16 protein-coding genes and 1 riboswitch are annotated in these 19,260 nt (G+C 35.2%); of the genes, 12 read left to right on the forward strand and 4 right to left on the reverse strand.

The window, feature by feature from the left end; genetic code table 11:
- Positions 1-63: 63 nt before the first annotated feature.
- Entirely contained in the window at positions 64-1,281 is a 1,218-nt protein-coding gene (locus COD92_RS19455) for an ATP-grasp domain-containing protein (RefSeq protein ID WP_098530187.1), read from the reverse strand.
- Positions 1,282-1,547: 266 nt separating this feature from the next.
- Between COD92_RS19455 and COD92_RS19460 the strand changes: the two genes are divergently transcribed.
- The 3 genes from COD92_RS19460 (at position 1,548) to COD92_RS32140 (ending at position 2,411) form a co-directional block, all read left to right on the forward strand.
- Positions 1,548-2,027 carry an alpha-L-rhamnosidase-related protein gene (locus COD92_RS19460; RefSeq protein WP_098530188.1) on the forward strand — a complete coding sequence of 160 codons (480 nt, stop codon included), beginning with the start codon at positions 1,548-1,550 and terminating at the stop codon, positions 2,025-2,027.
- A 15-nt stretch (positions 2,028-2,042) separates the two neighbouring features.
- Entirely contained in the window at positions 2,043-2,207 is a 165-nt protein-coding gene (locus tag COD92_RS32135) for a hypothetical protein (protein WP_176541190.1), read from the forward strand.
- A gap of 66 nt (positions 2,208-2,273) precedes the next feature.
- A complete protein-coding gene (locus tag COD92_RS32140) occupies positions 2,274-2,411 on the forward strand; it encodes a hypothetical protein (protein WP_176541191.1) in 138 nt (45 codons plus the stop codon).
- Positions 2,412-2,513: 102 nt separating this feature from the next.
- Here COD92_RS32140 and COD92_RS19465 read toward each other — a convergent pair whose 3' ends face one another.
- Positions 2,514-3,227 (reverse strand): YwaF family protein, encoded by a 714-nt coding sequence (locus COD92_RS19465; RefSeq protein WP_098530199.1) that lies wholly within the window; start codon positions 3,225-3,227, stop codon positions 2,514-2,516.
- A gap of 671 nt (positions 3,228-3,898) precedes the next feature.
- Between COD92_RS19465 and COD92_RS19470 the strand changes: the two genes are divergently transcribed.
- Positions 3,899-4,114 (forward strand): YdbC family protein, encoded by a 216-nt coding sequence (locus COD92_RS19470; RefSeq protein WP_098530189.1) that lies wholly within the window; start codon positions 3,899-3,901, stop codon positions 4,112-4,114.
- A 364-nt stretch (positions 4,115-4,478) separates the two neighbouring features.
- Here COD92_RS19470 and COD92_RS19475 read toward each other — a convergent pair whose 3' ends face one another.
- Entirely contained in the window at positions 4,479-5,372 is an 894-nt protein-coding gene (locus COD92_RS19475; RefSeq protein ID WP_255286645.1) for an AraC family transcriptional regulator, read from the reverse strand.
- A gap of 257 nt (positions 5,373-5,629) precedes the next feature.
- On the opposite strand from COD92_RS19475, the gene COD92_RS19480 reads away from it, so the two are divergent.
- Genes COD92_RS19480 through COD92_RS19495 form a run of 4 tightly spaced genes read left to right on the forward strand, consistent with a single transcriptional unit; the run spans position 5,630 to position 9,414 of the window.
- Positions 5,630-6,664, forward strand: coding sequence for an ABC transporter permease (locus COD92_RS19480; protein ID WP_098530191.1), 1,035 nt, complete (start codon positions 5,630-5,632; stop codon positions 6,662-6,664).
- A gap of 1 nt (position 6,665) precedes the next feature.
- Entirely contained in the window at positions 6,666-7,346 is a 681-nt protein-coding gene (locus tag COD92_RS19485) for an ABC transporter ATP-binding protein (RefSeq protein ID WP_098530192.1), read from the forward strand.
- 10 nt (positions 7,347-7,356) lie between these two features.
- Positions 7,357-8,034, forward strand: a complete 678-nt coding sequence (locus COD92_RS19490) for a response regulator transcription factor (protein WP_098530193.1) — start codon at positions 7,357-7,359, stop codon at positions 8,032-8,034.
- Positions 8,035-9,414, forward strand: a complete 1,380-nt coding sequence (locus COD92_RS19495) for a sensor histidine kinase (RefSeq protein ID WP_098530194.1) — start codon at positions 8,035-8,037, stop codon at positions 9,412-9,414.
- 213 nt (positions 9,415-9,627) lie between these two features.
- Here the strand turns inward: COD92_RS19495 and COD92_RS19500 are convergent, their stop codons facing one another.
- Complete coding sequence (locus tag COD92_RS19500; protein ID WP_098530195.1) at positions 9,628-11,712, reverse strand: glycoside hydrolase family 3 protein; 2,085 nt, start codon at positions 11,710-11,712, stop codon at positions 9,628-9,630.
- A gap of 274 nt (positions 11,713-11,986) precedes the next feature.
- On the opposite strand from COD92_RS19500, the gene COD92_RS19505 reads away from it, so the two are divergent.
- The 4 genes from COD92_RS19505 (at position 11,987) to COD92_RS19520 (ending at position 18,409) form a co-directional block, all read left to right on the forward strand.
- Positions 11,987-15,745, forward strand: coding sequence for an AAA domain-containing protein (locus tag COD92_RS19505; RefSeq protein WP_098530196.1), 3,759 nt, complete (start codon positions 11,987-11,989; stop codon positions 15,743-15,745).
- 470 nt (positions 15,746-16,215) lie between these two features.
- Positions 16,216-16,986 carry a transporter substrate-binding domain-containing protein gene (locus COD92_RS19510; RefSeq protein ID WP_098530710.1) on the forward strand — a complete coding sequence of 257 codons (771 nt, stop codon included), beginning with the start codon at positions 16,216-16,218 and terminating at the stop codon, positions 16,984-16,986.
- A gap of 53 nt (positions 16,987-17,039) precedes the next feature.
- Positions 17,040-17,684, forward strand: a complete 645-nt coding sequence (locus COD92_RS19515; protein WP_098530711.1) for an amino acid ABC transporter permease — start codon at positions 17,040-17,042, stop codon at positions 17,682-17,684.
- Complete coding sequence (locus COD92_RS19520; RefSeq protein WP_098530712.1) at positions 17,681-18,409, forward strand: amino acid ABC transporter ATP-binding protein; 729 nt, start codon at positions 17,681-17,683, stop codon at positions 18,407-18,409. The genes COD92_RS19515 and COD92_RS19520 overlap by 4 nt, the downstream gene beginning before the upstream one ends.
- Positions 18,410-18,945: 536 nt before the next feature.
- Positions 18,946-19,047: riboswitch (glycine riboswitch) on the forward strand.
- Positions 19,048-19,260: the final 213 nt, after the last annotated feature.

Raw genomic sequence — 19,260 nt, forward strand, 5'->3', positions numbered from 1 at the left:
ATTTTTGTTCAATCATTAAGAGCTCACGAGGAACATCATACTCATTCTTTGTCACTCAGGAATTTAAAGGGGGTCAAGGTAGAAGGTGATATTGCTGGCTGCTCGTATGGCCATTCTTTTCGCTTCTATTTTATTACTTGAGGATGCCAAAATGTATCCGCAACGATCTCCCATTGATAAAGGTGGACGTACGATCTGTCCTTTTCGGGGTTTTATATACACCTCTTCTACACCGGGATATTGAGAGCTGAGTTCTTTCCCCGTTACCTTACTTAATTTCCCTTTAGAATCAACGGTTAAATAATGTGCATATACATACTTACTGTGTTTTTTAGTAAGGCAAGGCTCATTTCCTAACATTAATTGAATGGTTTCCTCTACCAAATTAATTCCATATCCAACTTCAATGATACGATTCATCGCTCCGCCTGAGATTCTTGGATTAATCTCAATTATTTTCCATTCTCCATTTACTAAACGCATTTCGAGGTGACAGGCACCATTTCTCATCTGAAAAGCTTGTAAAATGGAACTTACTGTTTCAAAGATACGATTGTACATTCTTTGATTGATATTTGGTAGTAAACAATATCCGGTTACAATAAATCGTTGAAAAAGAGTAATTTGTTGTTCAATGATTGCTACAATATGAACTTTTCCATTGTGTACTAAAACCTCAATTAAATATTGCGGTCCTTCTAAATACTCCTCCAGTAAAATCTGTTCATGTTTTTTTAGTAAATCTTGTAATGCCAACTTTAACTGGTCCTCGTTATTTGCCAACATAACATCCTTTGAGCCGGCAGATGTGGGACACTTTACAATAAGAGGGAAATAGTCCTTGGCTTGATCAATAAATTCCTCTAAGGAAAAATCATCTGGATTATAAAGGGCATAATGGGGAGAATTTGGGTGTCCTTTGAGAAGCTCACGAGTTAAAACTTTATTTTCCATTATAAAAATGGAATCGGTAGAGACTATACTTGTACAAAATTCTTCTGCTAAGCCGGCTGCTAGATGAACGTAAGAATGGACAAAACTCAAAATTCCCTTTATTTGTTTACCTTGTTGTTGTAGTTGGTTAAGGTTTTTTCTTAACTCATCATAATTGGATAAATCCACTAAAATCATTTGATGGACGTCGGGAAATTCTGTTCTTTGGTGAATAAATTTTTGTTTATTGGTGAATAACACCGTAAAATAGCCGAGTCTTTCAGCGGCTTTTATAGCTTCTCTACTAGATCCGGATTTGTTTGTTTCAATAAATACAATGGTTCGCATAAAGCCTCATCCTATCTTTGCTGATTTTTTAATGAAGGATTAGATTTACCCATTTTATTTTTTAATTATCTAATAAGTACAATTTATTATATTGTCGTAAGATAACAGTGGTATGGACAAACGTCATCATTCTTAAGACAATTAAATTAAAAAATGAAAAGTGAGACTTCTATATGTAAAACGGTCTTCAAATCATTGCTGGCAGAATTAAAATATACCAATGGTAAACTCTCAGTAACCTATAATAATTCATAGGGGCTATTTTTATGCAGAACCACCATTTAAAGACTGGTTTTGTCGGAACACCATATCTATGCAGAGTTCTGTCAGAGAACGGAAACAATGATTTATCTTATACTTTACCGCTAAACAAAGATTATCCAAGCTGGTTATATGCAGTAACGATGAGAGCTACAACCATTTTTGAACGTTGGAATTCTGTATTACCAGACGGCAAGATTAGGGGCACCGACATGAACTCTCTAAATCACTATGCTTATGGTTCAATCGAGGAATGGATGTATCGAAATGTTGCTGGAATTAATCCCGTAGAAGAAAAGCCTGGCTTTAGACAGGTAAGGTTGGCACCGAAGCCTGATTATAGATTAAAGCATGTTAAGGCAACCCTGAATCCTGCTGCAGGATTATACGAAAGTCAGTGGGAATTGAATGACGAAGGACAGTTGAAATTTAAGTTTCTTATTCCGTTCAACACTGCTACTACAGTTGAATTACCAGATGCATAGCTAGGAAACGTAATTATGAATGGTAAACCTTTAGTCGATGCAGAAATGAAATCAAGTGAGTTTGAAAACCGGGTGCATGTTGAATTATATAGTGGAAAATGGGAGTTTTTCTACACGCCAGAGGTTGACTATATATTACGCTGCAGTACACAGATGTCAGAAAAAAATGGAAACGTTTAATAATCAGGAACGCTGGAAAGAAAGTAACTTACAACAAATATGACATCCAATAGGGAGGAGATTTATATGCTAAGAAAAAATATTGACCAAGGTTGGGATTTTATTAACGGTAAACCTTCCATGATACCTGGATATGGACAGCAAGGGAAAACCGTGAATTTGCCGCATGACCATCGAGACGGATACCAATCCGGATGCACCTAGTGGGAAACATACGGGTTAATATGGTGGATGAGTAGGACTTAATGATCCCAAAATGCCCCCTCTTATATAAGGTACGACCGAATTTTCTATCTGACTGCATCTTTATTTTCTTTTTATCCAAAACGGACTATACAAAATATAAAAACTTAAAATCATTACCATCTCAAGGGAGAGAAGATACCAAGGCCACTGTCCAAGGTAATCTAAAAGAGAACCCGATTTTGGTTTTTTCATGATATATAGATAATTCGCTCCCAGCCATTTATTGAGGAAAAAGACAATGCTTGAATAAATGTTTACAATAAAAATGGTTACCCACATCCCATGAAGAGTCGGGCAGTAATTTAAAACCAAAACCATGAATATACAAGCCAGCACCACCCCTCCATGTGACACAAAGAACTCAAAATATTCAAAGTGCGGGTACGAATATCTTCCAAGGTCAGGAGTTAAAATAGCTTGAATAGAACTGCCCAACCCTGCAAAGTAGAGGAATTGAAAAAGTTTTTTACTCTTGGTAAAGAGCATCACAATAGCTAGAATGACAGAAAGATCACTAAGCTGAAGTGGTAAAGCCCTTTTCAATGACCATGCATGCTCATATAGAAGCCAAATTTGCTCCATAGCGGTAGAAAAAAAAAGGAGGAAGGCTAAAAAGAATCTTAAATATCTTCTTTTACTTTTCTCTTTTAGCTCGCTTCTAAAAATAAACAGGAGAGTGCATAGAACTAAAATTATACCAAGTGGCAAAAAGTGTTCCACTGAAAAAAGACGGAAAGAATGAAGATTAGAATGAATTTGAAAAAATGGATGCATTTTTTCCACCCCATTATTTTGATAATTTCTCATTATAATTTGGGGCAAATTCTTCCATTACTATACCACCCTTTAAGTTTTTCATAGTTAAATTCAATTGTTCTTCACCCACTTGCGTTCCTAACGTGATTGGAGAAGCTACTCCAAAGAACTAGGCATTTAAGCACTAAGGGAGAAAGTTGTTTTTAAATGAAGTCTAGAAGCACCCTAATACTGCGTAATAAAAGTGAACTGCTTTATGGTGAATTAACCTTTCAAGAAATTTAGTTTACTCGAAGCGTTCACATAATTGTAGAAAACTTAAGTAGAGACAGAATTATTATGAAAAAGTAGAGTGATATAATTTTACGGAATTTTAAGGCACTTCTACATGCCCTTGTTTAAGAAATCTTGGCTATCAAATTACAGAGGTGTCTCGAATTAAGCGGTGGGTAATTCTTTCTGAGAGTGCTGTCCCTAAGCTTTGGTTGAAGATGGTATTAGACACCAGTTCTTTTCTAATTTGAGGAAGAAAGGCAATGAAAAATGGTATAATTAATAATAGACATGCCATAACAGAATGGGAGTATGATTTAGCTCAATTAAAGAAAAAGTATTACAAGAATTACTTTACATGGCCAAAAATATAATTTGGATAAAATTTATATGATATTGGCAAGGAGGTAACAGACTTGACAGATATTAAATATGAAATCACACAAAAGATTGCCGTACTTTCAGAATCCGCAAAGGGATGGAAGCGAGAACTTAATCTGATTAGCTGGAATGGACGTGAACCCAAATATGATATCCGTGACTGGTCCGAGAATCATGAGAAAATGGGAAAAGGAATTACATTGTCTAAAGAAGAGTTAGACAAGTTGAAGGAAATTCTTAACTCACTTTAACTCTTGAGTTTTACAAAGATATGACTAGCAGATTGAATACCTTTTTATTATTAAGGCATCCTTATTGGGTGCTTTTTATGTATGGTTAAAAATATCGAATCTATCTTTATTTTGAATAGTGGTTAATATAATATAATTATGTAAACTCGAAGAAAATGAAATCGATCTTTTAATTAACGGTTGGGTCAATTTTAACCCAAAATAGCCGATCCCTCTGAATGGTTTTGGCAATTAAAAATGCGATTTATGACAGTGTTTTATGAATGCAAAATAAAAAATACAAGTAGTGCATAAAAACTTGTATGTTTTAGGCTCTTTAATACGATTTCTTAATGTGTTAAAGCACCAGTTTGTTTTAAGTGCACTACTTCTCAAGTAAACCTGAATTTTTATGCTTTTTGTAAGTCAATGGTGTCATGTTCATTGTCTTTCGGAATTTATTTATGAAATAGCTTGTGCTGTTAAATCCTACTTGATAGGCAACATCTGTAACATTGGATTCTGGTTGTTGTAATAAAATTAAACTTTTTTGAATCCTAAAATCAGTTAAGTAATTCAGAGGTGTTTTCTTTAAAATTCGTTTGAAGTATCGACAGCACTCGGAACGGCTTAATTGACCAGCTTGTGCAATATCGTCTAAAAGGATTTTCTCAGGATAATGAAGGTGGATCCAATTTAACATCTGCTTCATTCGATGATTCTTTATCATTGCCGTCTGTTCGTATTCTAATTCAATACCATTGATAATTAGGTTCTTCCAAATTAATGTTAGATGTAGGCTGATGTCAATTTCATAGTATGGTGGATTTTCTTTTATCAACTGATTGATTTTCATAATAGAGCTTAAAATATTATTCGCCCAAAGCTCCTTTGGAACCAAGACTAAATAAGGAATATTAGTAGCCTGAATATAAGGGTTTACATGTGTTGTATAAAGTTCTTGTGATAAAACGAAACTTGGTGATACATTTAAACATATATAGGTACAGCCAGAATCATTCTTATCTTTTGCCATATGCAGGCAGCCACTATTTATAAATAGCCCTTCGCCTTCTTGAACAGTAATATATTCTTCATTTATTTGAAAAAGGGCTTCTCCTTTTACAACGAGAACGAACTGAAATTCATCATGCCAATGAAGTGGTATATATCCATTTATATTTTGGTTAATCGTTGTTTCGTAGCATGCGAGCGGTAACACAACTGTCCGATGTTCCGTTAATTCTTTTAAACTTTGGTCAACTATAAAATCCTTAATTTGCATTTTATCACCTCAATATTCTTATATTTCTTCATTCAATTTTGGTACTTATTTCAGGGTTTTCCACTTATCATTTAAAATATTATATCACTATTTTTATATCGTTGGTTTACTCTGAAATTACAAGTACCACTACATAATAATCTCCACTCAAAACCATTTCATCTTCACTTTAAATGTAATTTAATGTTCATCTTCTATTCACAATCTGATTATAAACTAAGGATGTCAAAAGGAGATTGGAGGAATGAAAGATGAACATTGCTTGGAAAGAAATTAGAAAAAATAAAATAAGGTTTTTGATTTTGGGTTCAATTGTTTTTCTCATTAGTTTATTAACGTTTATTATATCTGGGTTGGCAAATGGATTATCACAAGACAATGCTGCATTAATTAAAGATTTACCAAACGGACAATTTTATATGGCTAAAGAGGCAGATCAAACCTATAACTTGTCAAAAATAGATAGTAGTATCCAAAATAAAATTTTAGACAAGCACAAGGAAGCTGTTGCATTTTCAGTTCAAATGGGATTTTTAAATGATCGTGATGGTAAGCAGCGCAGCCTGGCCTTTGTTACATCGACTCATTCAAAGTTTTTTAAAAATGTTAAAAAAGGGGAAATCGTACTGGATCGTTCTATGGAGGATGATGGTATTGAGGTTGGAGATACGTTAACGAATAATCAATATAATAGTAAGTTTATTGTAAAAGGTTTTGTTGACGACAGTAAATACAGTCATGCACCAGTCGCTTATATCAGTATCGAGGACTACAAAGAAATTTACCGAGTTAATGAATTACAATTGATTTTCATCCCTGGGGGGAATTCAACACAAGCATTTCCTGGCTTACAATCATTTTCGAAGAATCAGTTCCTGAATACCATTTCGAGTTATAAAGCTGAACAGATGTCTCTAAATATGATTATTTGGTTTTTAATTGTCATTAGCGGTATGTTGTTTGCAATCTTTTTCTACATGATGAACGTTCAAAAAATGGGTTTATACGGCATTCTAAAAGCAATCGGTGTAAAAACAAGTACCTTATTCAAAATGATGTGGACACAAATGATTTTTATTACAGTCATTGCCCTTAGTATATCCATTGCACTCAGTCAGGTTTTTAATCGGATTGCACCTAAGGGAATGCCTTTTAGTCTAACCCCTGAAACAACCGTACAATTATCACTAGTCTTCCTTATAATCGGATTAATTGGTGCTACGATTTCAGGTATACAAATTAAAGAAGTTGAACCATTACAAGCCATTCAACAAGGAGAGGTTTAATGTGTCGATATTTACAATAGATGAGGTTAGAAAAACCTTTACAAATGGTGAAGTGAAAGAAGAAATCCTCAAAGGAGTTAATCTTTCCCTTAGCGAAGGTGAGGTCACCGCATTAGTGGGTGCTTCAGGTTCTGGTAAAAGTACACTTCTAACCATAGCGGCAGGTCTTCAACCCGCATCAGCTGGGCAAGTAATTTTCAATGGGGAGAATATGACTACAATGAATTCAGAACAAGTGCGAAAAATACGAGCAAGTAAATTTGGTTTTGTCTTCCAATTTGCTCATCTCGTTCCTTTTCTGACGGTAGAAGAGCAATTGATGCTAATGCTGGACGTATCAGAATCGAATATAAAGAAACGTGAACAGAAAAAGGAAATAGACAAAATCCTAAAATTGGTTGAAATGGATCATCGGAAAAATGCCTATCCTTCTTCATTATCAGGCGGGGAAAAACAGCGGGTTGCAATTGCCCGTGCCATTATCCATAAACCAAAAATTCTCTTTGCAGATGAACCAACTGCCAGTTTGGATTCTAAAAGGTCTAAAGATGTTATGACGTTAATTCGAAACCTAACGAAAACCCTAAACATTTCTACTTTAATGGTTACCCATGACGAAGAAATGCTCGCATATGCTGATCATATCATTAAAATGAGCGACGGACAGATTTTGCAAAAATAGGAGAAAAAATATGACAAATATTTTAATGGTTGACGACGACATTAATATACTAAAACTTGTCAATATATATTTATCTAATGAAGGCTATAAAGTATTCCAAGCAAAAGACGGTATGGAGGCTTTGGGAATATTAAAAAAGGGAGCCTGTGATTTGGCAATAGTGGATGTGATGATGCCATATCTAGACGGTTATGAGCTGACGAAAGAAATTCGAAAAGAGTATGATATTCCAGTGATCCTTTTAACCGCAAAAAACCAAATCGAGGATAAGGAGCAGGGATTTCGAGTTGGAACGGATGATTATCTGGTTAAGCCGTTTGAACCAAAGGAATTAATTTTCCGTATAAAAGCATTGCTGCGGCGATATGACCACCAGCCGGATGAATCCATTCTGCGTATTGGCACTACTACGATAAATAAAAAGAGCTACGAAGTTCAAGTTGGGAATAGAACCTTGCTTTTACCTTTAAAAGAATTCGAACTTTTATATTATCTAATTTCTAACCCCAGACAAGTGTTTTCTAGAGAACACCTGATTGAACAGATTTGGGGGTTGAATTACGAAGGGGATGCGAGAACGGTAGATGTTCATATTAAAAGATTAAGGGAACGTTTTTCTAAATTAACGAATGATTTTCAAATAAAAACAGTACGGGGTGTTGGATATCTCTTGGAGGTTCCATCGTAAATGAAAACCCTTTATGTCAAATTCATTGTTGTAACAATTGGAATGATGTTTATAAGCTTTATCCTGGCTTTTATCATCTCCAATACTTATTATCAACAAAAACTAAAGCCTTATAATGACCATAAAAACACAAAAATAGCGCTTGATATTGCTTCTTTTGCTGAACAACATCCTGAGATCAGCTTGACAGCCTATTTAAAAAGCATTTCTACAGTGGGCTATCAAATATGTCTGGTAGATAGCAATGGAAACAGAACTTATTTTGGAGAATCCTTCAGAGACAAAGGTCTTTCTGTTTCAACTCAACAGGATGTATTAAACGGTCATATTTTTCACGGTATGCTTCATTTTCCGCAGGAAACCTTTGTCACAGGATTTTTTTCAAATGAACTAAAGAACACAATTGGCGTTCCTTTGAAATATAAAGTTAGTAATTATGCTCTTTTTGTTAGGCCAGATATAAAATTTCTTTTTAAGGAGATGCACATTTTATTTGCATGGATCCTTATATTATCGATAACTTTAACTATTGTGATGGTGATTATTAATACAAGATACTTAGTAAAACCGATCTCCCACCTAACCAAAGCTACAAAATCACTAGCAAATGGTGATTTTAATGTAGAAGTAGAAATAACACGTCATGATGAGTTAGGGGAACTTTCCCATAGTTTTTTACGAATGGCAAAAAAATTAGAACAAATGGATGAAATGAGAAAGGAATTTATCTCGAATATTTCACATGATATACAGTCCCCTCTTTCTAATATAAAAGGATATACAAATCTTTTGGATAATCATTCAATAAGCAAAGAAGAAAGAGCTCAATATGTATCAATTATTAACGGTGAAATAAGAAGGCTATCTACATTAACAAAGCAATTGTTACTCCTTGCCTCATTAGATCGAAATGAGGATATTGTGAAGAAAAAATTCTTCAACGTTGGACAGCAAATGAAGGAATTGATACGAAATTACCAATGGGCTATAAGTGAAAAAGGAATAATGCTTAGCTACTCCCTGCCGGATATAGAAATTATTGGCGATCCATCCCTACTAAATACGGTTTGGGATAATCTTTTATCAAATGCTATTAAATATAATAAACCTGATGGAAGCATCGAGATATCAATTGAAAAAAGAGAAGAATCGGTCATCGTAATGTTTGTGGATACAGGAATAGGGATGAGCGAAATGGAATTAGAAAGGATATTTGAGCGTTTTTATCGGGCAGATATGGCACGATCAAGAACGATTGAGGGAACAGGTTTAGGTCTGTCGATTGTTGCCACTATTGTCAAGCTTCATTCCGGGAATATTACTGTTCAAAGTAAAGAAAAAGTTGGTTCTACTTTTATTGTAGAATTACCAGTTAAATAAAATTATTGTGCCATACGCTATTTATTAGATTTATGTAGATAGAGTATGGCATTTTGTTTATGTGGCAGCGCCGGCATTACGCACTTATTTGGATTATGAAAATCGGCCGTATATGGGGTACGTCAGCAAAATGCGGATTTACAATGGTAAGCCCATTTTCAAGACTTGGAACTTTTCAGACAACTTTGTTCCTGTCTTTTGTCCCACTTCGTATTAATTTTTGAAGATATTCCTCAAGTATTTGCCGATATTGCTAGACTTTGCTTTCTTGTGCTCCGTATTATACGATAGTCCAAAACCGTAACCATACTTGTCCCCAGATTTTGCTTGGTATACATAGGAAGGGGCTTCATCAAAGCCTGGTACGTCCATCTTGTCGTTTGCCACCGCTTCCTGATTTGCTGGTATTGTGATAGGAAGTTTTCCTGTCGGATTAAATTTCCCGCGAATCACATCCATTAAAGCTTCCGTTTTCACTCCGAACGTTCCAATGACAGCTGCCGCATTCGGTTCAATTTCTTGAATCAGCCAGGGATTACTAAAGTTGATGACCGTTATAGTCGGTAAAGTTTTCTGTATGTTGATAATCCGATTTTTATTCTGAATTTGCGTAGCAGGTCCTATAGAAATCACTGGTTGCTTCGAAAGCAGATCTTGTTCGGGTTTTATCCATACAAGTGCATGTGTAGCTTCTTCCAAATGATCCGTCAAAGTGATGTCCGGATCATATTTCTGAATGGTTTTTCTAAAGGCAATCGTATTGGCATTCTGTTCAGCAGCTGGGAACGACTCAACATAAAGTTTCATATCTTTTATTTTTTTATTATTAAGGGGCAAAAGATTCTGATCATTGCGTAATAAGACGATCGACTTCCGGTGAGCTAAGTCTGCCTTTTCTTGTGATGCCGGATTATTGACCACTTCAAGAGCCCTTTTCGGATTCACATAGGGGTTTTCAAATAAGCCCAATTCCATCATTTCTGTGAGCAAATATGATACGGATTGATTGATTTGCGCCATACTTACCAAACTTTGTTCTACTGCATTTATGAATGGCTGTGGATTATTCTGTCCGGAAAAAATATTTGCTCCAGCATCCAATGCTTTAGCTACTCTTTCTTCCTTCGACAAATGTTTAGCACCCCATGCCATATCAATTATTGCCCCCGTATCTGAGTTGACATATCCTTTAAAACCAAGTCTCTCACGCAATAAGTCGGTTATAAACGCTTTATTAAAAACAAAACCAACTTCTTCAAATTGCTGTTTTTCGTTATAGGGAGGAAGCCCTTGATCTGCACTTTTATTACTTGGATAAGCATAGTAAGGCAGTATTGAAGTTGTTCCAGCTTTAATGGCTGCTATAAACGGTGGCAGATGATACTTTTGCAAGCTACCTGTTGTTGGATAAATATTAAAATTTCCGTCCTTAAAATGCGGATCTTTCCCCAAATATCTTGATCCCCCACCAGGGAAATGCTTTGTAGTTAAAGAAACACTGTTTTTGTCAAGTTCTTCACCTTGAAAACCTTTGATTAACGTATAATTGATATCTGAAACAAGTTTAGGACTTTCTCCAAATGTTTCGATAATCCTTGCCCATTGCGGTTGTGTTGCAATATCAGCATTGTAGCCATACATTTTACGAAGACCAGTAGAAGCCCATTCTTTTCGTGCAATTTGAGCAAATTCTCTAACCAAATCAAGGTCTCGGGTTGCAGCGAGTCCTAAGGAGTCTGGCCATATGGAAAATTGACCAGGACCATCTTTTGCTGGTACATAGTAATCTTTTGTATTTTTAAAATCGGTAATATCTGCGATCATAGTGAAATGGTTTCGGGGATTTGAAATAAGAACTGCCGGTATTCCTAATCTTGTTCCCTCAGTCCTTTCTTGCAGTATATTATTTGTATTGGCAATAACATCAGCACTAGGTGTACTGCGATAAACAAAATAACGTGCATGTTGATCAATTAAATTATTCGGATGTCCCAGCTTTGGCCCCTCAATTTTCCGAAATTCAGGTATAATCATAAGTCCGGCTTTTTCCTCTAGGGTCATTTTGGATATAAGGTCAGCGACTCGCTTTTCAACTGATAACTCCCAGTTTTCATAATCATCTAGTTTTCCATTTGAATTTAAGTCTTTAAATACTTTTCCATTGACAGTAAGCGTTTCTTTTACCCTTGCCAAGACCAGCGGGTTAACATTTTGGGCATCCACCGAAGGTATGATAAAAAGAAAGAATAAAACAATTGTCATTAAATAAGTGAGAGCCTTTCTTCGTTTCAAATTCATCCATTTCCCTCGTTTCAATCATTCATGTTGGTTGATAAGGAATAAAATTAAATAGTCTAAAATATGTAAGATATTATGCACTTTTTGTATATTTGGGATTTTTTTTCATTCATAAAACATACTTATTATATTTTTGATATAATACTTTCATAATAAAAACTCCAACTTTTTTACTATATTCAATATGAATTTAACTCAAAAACAAGAATAACTAGTAAATTTCCACTGTATAAAGGTTAATATGCTCAAGGAATGACAGAAAGAGGTCCTGTTAATGAAAGAAAAATTATTACACATGAGAGATAAACTAAACGATATTAGTCGGCGTAATCGTTCCATCCGCTTATTAAAGCTCTATAATAAGTGGAGTTTTGATTTAACCGAATTAGACACTCTCTCTAAGCTATCAAAGGAAAAATTAAGTCAGTCCATTGTTGAACAAATTGTAAAGCAATCAAAAAATGAAATTACCTTAGTAAAGCCAACGATTGAAAAAGAGACCTCAATGGCCATTTCTAAAAAGTTGACTGATTTATATAGAAATATAAAAGGAATTGAGGATGAATCAGGGATTCATGATTTTTATTTAGGTTTCCCATTTCTATCTGGAACTTTAACGGACGGGACGTTTTTCCAAGCTCCACTTTTTTTATACCCACTTAGACTTGAAAAGAATAATGTGAATTCACAAAAGTGGGTTTTAAAATTAGAGGAGGGAGAGCCTCAAATAAACCGTACGTTGTTCTTAGCCTTTAAAAAGCTAAACAACCTTACCTTCACTGAAGATTTTTACGATCAAGCAGCAGAGATAGCTGCTAACTTCAGCTTCGAGGAATGGATTTCATTTTTGAAAAAGTATGAAATGAATGTTTCCTTTGCGCCTAAAGGGTTAACAAAATTAAAAGAGTACAATAAAGAAGAAGAACCGGCAGTTGGAAACTTGACCTTATTAGAAAACGCGATCATCGGAAATTTTCCACAGGGAGGATCCTCGTTAGTTAAAGATTACGAGGAGTTGATTTTGTTATCTGAAGAAAGTGACTTATCATTAGCGGGAGAATTAATCGAGCCGCAGGATATTGAATTTGATAGTGAGCTTGGTGACCAAGAAAGAAAAGTGGATACCCTTGAAGAGGTTGGGATTTTAAACCTCTTACAAGCAGATGGTTCACAAGAGGAAATATTAAAAGATGCTCGTTATAAAAAGGGATTGGTGGTTCATGGACCGCCTGGTACAGGGAAGTCCCAAGTTATCGTTAATCTTATTACGGACGCATTGAAACAAGATAAGAAAATTTTGGTGGTTTGTCAAAAGCGTGCTGCCTTAGACGTAGTTTACCAGCGTTTGGATGGATTGGGATTAAGTAATCACGTTGCCCTTGTACACGATGAAAAGAATGATAGAAAAAAACTATATGCTAAAGTGGGAGCAGTTCTCGAGCAAAATCAAGTATCGTTTGAAAATGCCCTAAACCAATTAACATCCACTTCCAATAAACTGTCATCTCAAGAGAATTTATTAAATAGCATCGCTCAAGCACTATACAGTTACCAAGACTTTGGTCTGAGATTATATGATTTATATGGCTTAGCAAAGGCTGTAGAGGATACCACGCAAATTATTGAACTAAATGAGGTATTGCAATCCTTAAATAAAGATTTGTTAGTGGACATATCTGAAAAAGTTTATACTTTTGCAGAATGGTATGAACGTTTTGGGGACGATGATTTTCCACTTAAAGACCGGAAAACTTTCGCCAATTTTAATATGAAAGAGAAACTTGAAGTCATTGAATTGTTGAATGATGTGATTGAAAAGGCGAGAAAAGCAGTTGAATACATTGATACCCTAGATCATGAGAAAATAACGCCTGGGTACACTTGGTTAATTGAGAATAAATTAGATAAGATTTATCCCGATCTAGAAGACGGAAACAAAAGGACATTACAAGGATTACGTTTGTGGTGGTGGACCTCGGTTTCAGGTAAGAATATTATCGAAGAATTGCTTGAAGGCGAAAAATTTAAAGGGACAAGTTCTTCCGAATGGCTCAAAATTAAGAAGTCTTTGATAATTATGCATCAGCTAGGTAAAGTGACGAAAACCATGTCAGAAGAAATAGAAAAGCTCAAAAAATATCTAAATGATTCAAAGGTAAATGACCTAAAAGCGAGAGTATCAGAAGGTGATATCCCTCTGAGTGAGTTAGATAAGATGAAAGAGTACATCCATCGAGATTTTGAAGAGTTGCAGCAGATGGATGTATATTGGAATAACTGTTCTGACATTGAGAAGAAAGTCATTCTTCTTTTACAAAAGAAAACGAATAAAAATGAATCGACTCTTTCTGATTATTGGGTCGAGCTGTTTAAAAATTCATCGTATGTTCATTGGATTGATCAAGTTGAAAAGAAACACCCGGAAGTCCAAAAGGTATCTACCAATGAATTTTCAAGAATTAGGGATTCCTTTGCAAACCTTATTGAGGATAAAAGAAAACTAGGTGGTGAATTCCTTATTCATACCCTGACGAAGAAGGTTGAATCAGTTCAAACTTCCGATTCAAGAAATATAAGAGAACTAAAACATCAGGTCGGAAAAAAGAGGCAGGTTTGGCCGTTACGAAGATTAGTAAATAAATTTGCAGGGAATGGTCTTGTCGATATTATGCCTGTATGGCTTGCTTCGCCAGAAATTGTTTCATCCATTTTTCCATTAAAAGAGGGAATATTTGATTTAGTCATTTTTGATGAAGCATCCCAATGTACTGTTGAAAGTGGAATCCCTGCGGTCTATCGGGCAAAGCAAGTGGTTATTGCTGGTGATGAAAAACAGCTGCCTCCATTTAATATGTTTCAATCCTCTTTTGTTAACGAGGATGATGAAGAAGAAGAATACGATACGGACGATTCCGTTAGTTTATTAAATCTGTCAAAGAGAAGATTCCCAGAAAAACTTCTTCAATGGCATTATCGTTCTAAATATGAGGAACTTATTAATTACTCTAATCATGCTTTCTATAATGGTCATGTCCAAATTGCACCGAATGTGATTCCGTTTAAGAATCCACCAGCAATAAAATGGAAAAAGGTCGAAGGAAGATGGTTAAATCAATCAAATGAAGTGGAAGCCATTGAGGTAGTCAATATACTAAAAGATATTCTAATAAATCAGCCGGGCAAAACAATTGGAATTATTACCTTCAATTCCAAACAACAAGCAAAAATTCAGGATTTCATAGATAAAAGGTTAAATGAGGATGAGCAGTTCAGCGCTGTTTACAACCAAATGTTAACAAAAGATCTTGATGAAAGAGTCTTTATTAAAAATATTGAAAATGTCCAAGGGGACGAAAGGGACATAATCCTTTTCTCCATTGGATATGCCAAAAATGAGGAAGGCAAGGTCTATAACCGATTTGGGATGCTAAACCAAAAAGGTGGAGAAAATCGTCTTAATGTTGCAGTTACGCGGGCAAAAGAAGGAATTACGGTTGTTTCAAGTATTGAACCAGAAGAGCTGAACGTTGCCAATACTGCTCAGATGGGTCCTAAATTACTGAAAGCCTATTTAAAATACGTAAGGGCTGTATCCTATTCGCAACTGGATCAAATTAAGGCGGTTATACAAGAGGTAAATGAAAGTGTAAGTACTCATGTTCAGGCTAGAGAACTGCACTTTGATTCCCCGTTTGAAGAACAAGTTTATAGGCAGCTAAGAAATCTTGGTTATGAGGTTGCTACTCAAGTGGGTATGTCGGGGTACCGTATTGATTTGGCGATTGTTCATCCACAGGATTCATCCAGATATATCCTAGGAATTGAATGTGATGGAGCTATGTATCATAGTTCAGCGAATGCAAAGGAAAGAGACGTATACCGTCAAAAGTTCCTTGAAAGCCGGGGATGGACAATTGATCGAATCTGGAGCCGAAATTGGTGGAAGAATTCTTCCTCGGAGATTGAGAGAATTGACCAGAAAGTAAAAGAATTGTTGAGAGTTGAAGGTGTTCGGGAGAAAGTTGTAAAGTAAAATAGTAAATCAAGAGAGTGCAAAGTAATTTTCTTATACAGGAAATCATTTTGTGCTTTTTTTGTTAAAGGCCACAAGTCAAAGAGGAAATGAAGATTTAGGTTTGTGTTTGAATTTTTGACCAGTTTAGCAAGTTTTAAGCGGTATGTAGAGGATTTATCCAGAAGATAAAAATTCGTTCCCCAGACTAATCGAATGGGGAAACTTGTTCTTTATTAATAATATAATTAGAATATTAAAATAATAAACGCAATTCACTCTAAAAAATTAAATTTCTAATAAAATATGTTTTTTACCCTATTGTCGGGTTACTATTAAAATACTCCTAGGGTATAAAAATTTTTGTATTTTATTAAATTGATAGAATTATTATACAAAAAATACTTTTTCCTGTTTGATATCTGTGGTATATTAAAAAAGTATTGTTTTTATTATATTAAAAATAATCTAAAAAGTAGGGGTGTTATTTGATGAGAAAATTTGGTTTATTTAGTTTATTTTTAATTCTGACTGTCTTTATCGCAGCGTGCGGTAGCCAGGAAACATCAGGAGAGAAAACGAATAGTGAAAAGGTATATAAAGTCGGCGTGGACACGACTTACCCTCCATTTGAATATAAGGATGGAAATGAATATAAGGGTATTGATATTGATTTGATTAATGCCATTGCGAAAAATCAGGGCTTTAAAATTGAACTTAATCCTATGGACTTCGGTGGTATTATTCCAGCCATGCAAGCCAATCAACTTGACGTAGCTATTGCAGGGATGAGTATTACAGATGAAAGAAAAAAGGTAGTAGATTTCTCAACTCCGTATTTTGATGCAGGGTTAACAGTTGTTGTTAAAAAAGATAATTCAACTATTAAATCAGTTAAAGATCTTAAAGGAAAAACAGTTGCTGTAAAAAAAGGAACAACGGGTGCTGAATATGCACAAGCTAATGCATCGAAACTAGGAATTAATGTCGTTCAGTTTAATGATAGTCCAGCAATGTTCCAGGAAGTTTCTAATGGAAATGCAGATGCACTTATTGAAGACTACCCTGTTATCTCTTACGCTATTGCCCAAAAGGACCTTGGTTTGAAAATTGTCGGTGACCGCTTAAATGGAGATCAATATGGAATTGCTGTTTTGAAAGGGCAAAACAAGGACTTAATTGAAAAAATTAATAAAGGTCTTGCTGAACTCAAAAAAGATGGAACATATGATAAAATTGTAAAAACTTATCTTGGTGAATAAATACTGATTGGGCGCGCATAAAGCGCGCTTTCTTTTTGAAAGGGGATGAAACAGTGGATATAATTGTTGCAGCTTTACCAATATTACTAAAAGGATTACAAGTCACACTTTATATATTTGTTATTGCTATTATTCTAGGTTTTTTAATTGGTTTAGTGATGGCCTTGTTACGGCTCGCACCTCTTAAAATTTTGAATTGGATTGCAAAGGTGTATGTTGATGCGATTCGAGGAACTCCATTTATTGTACAATTGTTTTTTATATATTTTGGAGTGAATTCGCTGCATTTGATTTCCTTAAACAGTACAACAGCGGGTATTATCACTGTTGCGATTAATGCGGGGGCATATTTTGCAGAAATTATCAGAGCCGGAATTCAATCAATTGATAAAGGACAAACAGAAGCCGCTAGATCGATTGGTTTTACAGGAGCACAAACAATGCGTTACGTGGTCCTGCCTCAGGCTTTTAGAAGAATGCTTCCTACGATTACGAACCAATCCATTATTAGTTTAAAAGACACTTCGCTGTTATCCGTTATCGGTATTGCAGATTTAACACAGCAGGGTCAAATTCAGGCTTCAGCAACTTTTGAAGCATTTAAGATTTGGCTGGCTGTAGGTGTCATTTATTTTATCATTATTTATTTGTTAACCCTTCTTGCTAATTTTGTTGAAAGGAGGATTCAGGTTCGATGAGCATTATAACAGTAAAAAACTTAAGCAAATCATTTGGGAAACTAGAGGTTTTAAAAGATATTAACGCTGAAGTGCAAGAAAAAGAAGTAATATGTGTAATAGGCCCTTCTGGATCAGGAAAGAGTACATTCCTTAGGTGCCTAAATCGCCTGGAAGAAATCTCAGGTGGTGAGGTAGTGATTAACGGACATAATATAACGGACCCAAAAATTAATATCAACAAAGTTAGACAAGATGTTGGAATGGTATTTCAACAATTTAATCTATTCCCTCATAAAACCGTTTTAGAAAATATCACTTTAGGTCCTATTAAAATTCTTTCTATTAGTAAAGAGGCGGCTGAAAAAATGGCCCTTGAGTTACTTGATAAGGTAGGACTGAAAGAAAAAGCTAGCAGTTATCCGGGAGAATTATCTGGTGGACAGAAACAGCGGGTTGCTATAGCAAGGGCCTTGGCTATGAATCCTAAAATCATGCTGTTTGACGAACCGACTTCTGCACTTGACCCGGAAATGGTCGGTGATGTATTAGAGGTTATGAAGCAGCTTGCTAAAGAAGGAATGACAATGGTCGTTGTTACACATGAAATGGGATTTGCTCGGGAAGTTGGCGATCGTGTTATTTTCATGGATGGAGGGTATATTGTAGAAGAAAATGAACCGAATCAGTTATTCGGAAGCCCTCAGCATGAGAGAACAAAGGCTTTCTTAAGTAAGGTGCTATAAACAGTTCCTAACCTCTTAAAAAGATGATCTCGCAATTACAATACGGACATGTGGTGTGAGGAGACACTAAAATGGTGTCCTAAGATATATTTAGGAAAAGTCAACCTGATTCCTTGAAAGTCGGGCTGACGTTAAGAGCGCAAAGTAACAACCTTAAATGGTCATTACTTTGCGCTCTTATTTTGATTTTGATTCTGGTATTTTCCTTAAAAGAGGGAATTTCATTTTATAACAGAGAATTGAACATTTTGTTTTTATTTTGATTGACAATGGCAAGAGTCTGTGAGAATATAATTTCATGAATTCGTTTTCAATATTTAGAAAATTCGCTCTAAAAAGAAATTGAGCAGCTTCTGTCCCCCCACATTCAATCTTAATTGTGGAAATAATGATTTCTAATTTTTTTGGTGTTAAGAATTGAGGAAATTGTAACAGTATAGGAATAATAAAATTTATGTTAGATTATCTTACCTGTTACTAGTTTTCTATTTTACATTAGGATATTCTTTACATAGAGTAATTGAATATTTTTACGGTTGATTGTATTGGGAGAGAGTGACGAATGTCGCCGCCGAAGGAGCAAATTCCATAAAATCCTTGGAATAAATCTCTCAGGTAAAGAGAACCATTACATGACGTAACTCTGGAGAGTGCATATTTCTTAATATGCCACCAAAGGGGATCTGCTTTTTTGCAGGATAAACTTTCAGGTAAAAGGACAGAGAAGGTAGAAACATTACCTTCTTCTGTCCTTTTTTTGTTGCCAAAGGGTTGTCCTGTAATTAATAAACCCAACATCAGCATAAAAAGTGACACATTTCTTTAATGCTGATAGGAAAATAATTATTTAG

The organism is Bacillus sp. AFS037270 (genome assembly GCF_002585305.1).

What these genes read in the sequence shown, in the direction of transcription:
- COD92_RS19455 (WP_098530187.1), bottom strand. Translation starts at nt 1,281, where the DNA reads ATGCGAACCATTGTATTTATTGAAACAAACAAATCCGGATCTAGTAGA.
- COD92_RS19460 (WP_098530188.1), top strand. Translation starts at nt 1,548, where the DNA reads ATGCAGAACCACCATTTAAAGACTGGTTTTGTCGGAACACCATATCTA.
- COD92_RS32135 (WP_176541190.1), top strand. Translation starts at nt 2,043, where the DNA reads ATGAATGGTAAACCTTTAGTCGATGCAGAAATGAAATCAAGTGAGTTT.
- COD92_RS32140 (WP_176541191.1), top strand. Translation starts at nt 2,274, where the DNA reads ATGCTAAGAAAAAATATTGACCAAGGTTGGGATTTTATTAACGGTAAA.
- COD92_RS19465 (WP_098530199.1), bottom strand. Translation starts at nt 3,227, where the DNA reads ATGCATCCATTTTTTCAAATTCATTCTAATCTTCATTCTTTCCGTCTT.
- COD92_RS19480 (WP_098530191.1), top strand. Translation starts at nt 5,630, where the DNA reads ATGAACATTGCTTGGAAAGAAATTAGAAAAAATAAAATAAGGTTTTTG.
- COD92_RS19490 (WP_098530193.1), top strand. Translation starts at nt 7,357, where the DNA reads ATGACAAATATTTTAATGGTTGACGACGACATTAATATACTAAAACTT.
- COD92_RS19495 (WP_098530194.1), top strand. Translation starts at nt 8,035, where the DNA reads ATGAAAACCCTTTATGTCAAATTCATTGTTGTAACAATTGGAATGATG.
- COD92_RS19500 (WP_098530195.1), bottom strand. Translation starts at nt 11,712, where the DNA reads ATGAATTTGAAACGAAGAAAGGCTCTCACTTATTTAATGACAATTGTT.
- COD92_RS19505 (WP_098530196.1), top strand. Translation starts at nt 11,987, where the DNA reads ATGAAAGAAAAATTATTACACATGAGAGATAAACTAAACGATATTAGT.
- COD92_RS19510 (WP_098530710.1), top strand. Translation starts at nt 16,216, where the DNA reads ATGAGAAAATTTGGTTTATTTAGTTTATTTTTAATTCTGACTGTCTTT.
- COD92_RS19520 (WP_098530712.1), top strand. Translation starts at nt 17,681, where the DNA reads ATGAGCATTATAACAGTAAAAAACTTAAGCAAATCATTTGGGAAACTA.